This is a genomic window from Spirillospora sp. NPDC049652, assembly GCF_040675125.1.
GTDB lineage: Bacteria > Actinomycetota > Actinomycetes > Streptosporangiales > Streptosporangiaceae > Spirillospora.
On sequence record NZ_JBFAOF010001350.1, the window covers coordinates 1 to 1,513 of the forward strand.

Here is a 1,513-nt window from a genome sequence, read left to right on the forward strand (position 1 = left end):
CGCGTGCTGGACGGCGCGGTCCGCGCGGCCGGCGCGGGCGGACGCGCCGCCGCGCACCTGGCCTCCCGGCGCCTGGAGTTCCCCACGGACGGCCTCGTGGACGGTCTCGGCCGCGCCGTCCGCCGGCTGGGCGTCCTCGCCCGCCGTCCGCAGACCGGCCAGGTGCACACCTACTACGCCCAGGCCGCCGTGCTTCTCGTCGTGTTGACCCTCGTCGTCGTTCTGGTCGGGTGACCGTGCTCTCCCTGGTGATCTTCCTCCCGCTGGCCGCCGCGCTGGCGCTGTACCTCCTCCGCCTGGGGGACCGGGCGTCGGTCTGGACGTGGATCGTCGCGTCCGCGCTCGACCTCGCGCTCGTCGCCGGGCTCTGGGTCCGCTACGACGGCCCCGGCATCGGCTACGAGACGGACGCGCGCTGGATCCCGTCCGTCCGGGCCGGATACCACCTCGGCGTCGACGGCCTGTCGCTGCCGCTGCTCGCGCTCACCGCCCTGCTGTTCCTGTGCTGCGCGGTGTACTCGCTGCGGCAGACGCGCCGGGTCCGGACGTTCGCGGCGCTGTTCCTGTTCCTGGAGACCGTGAGCCTCGGCCTGTTCGCGGCGCTGGACCTGCTGCTGTTCTTCGTCTTCTTCGACCTGTCGATCGTCGCGATGTACTTCGTCATCGCGGGCTGGGGCCACGGCGAGCGGCTGCGCTCGGCGCTGCGGTTCTTCCTCTACACCTTCTTCGGGTCGCTGGCGCTGCTGCTGGGCTTCATCGGCCTGTACCTCGGGTCGTCCCCGAAGACGTTCGACATGGTCGAGCTGACCCGGAACCCGCCGCTCGCCGACTCGCCCGGCCTCGCCGGGCTGGTGCTGCTCGCGATCGGGGTCGGGCTCGCGGTGAAGACCCCGACCGTCCCGTTCCACACCTGGCTGCCGCCCGCGCACACCGACGCGCCCGCCGCCGGGTCGGCGGTCCTCGCGGGCGTGCTGCTGAAGATGGGCACGTACGGGTTCGTCCGGATCGCGATGCCGATGCTCCCGGACGCCTGGCGCGCGTACGCCTGGGTGATCGTGGTCGTCGGGGTCGTGAGCGTGGTCTACGGCGCGCTCGTCGCCCTCGCCCAGCGCGACCTGAAGCGCCTGATCGCCTACACCTCGGTGAACCACATGGGCTACATCGTCCTCGCGGTCGGCGCGGCCGGCCTCGCGGGGGACGAGGCGGCCCGGCGGCTCGCGGTGACCGGCGCGGTCACCCAGATGGTCAGCCACGGCCTGCTCACCGGCGCGCTGTTCCTGCTCTGCGGCGTCCTGTACGAGCGCACCTCGTCCTACGACATGGACGAGTACGGCGGCGTCGCCCGGGTCGCCCCGGTCTTCGCCGGGCTGCTCGCCGTCGCGTCGTTCGGCTCGCTCGGACTGCCCGGCCTGTCCGGCTTCATCGCCGAGTTCCAGATCTTCACCGGCGTCATCGGCGCGGGGACGACCGGCGCGGCGGTCGCGGGCGGCGTGGCGGTGCTGGGCGTGCTGAT

General features: G+C 73.2%; 1 protein-coding gene and 1 pseudogene. Both read left to right on the forward strand.

Annotation, left to right across the window (positions count from 1 at the left end; genetic code table 11):
• Window positions 1–234, forward strand: a pseudogene (locus AB0J52_RS40100) (NADH-quinone oxidoreductase subunit L); the annotation flags it as partial.
• The coding region (locus AB0J52_RS40105) for a complex I subunit 4 family protein (protein ID WP_500188418.1) at window positions 231–1,513 on the forward strand (1,283 nt) is incomplete at its 3' end. The pseudogene AB0J52_RS40100 and the gene AB0J52_RS40105, both read left to right, overlap by 4 nt.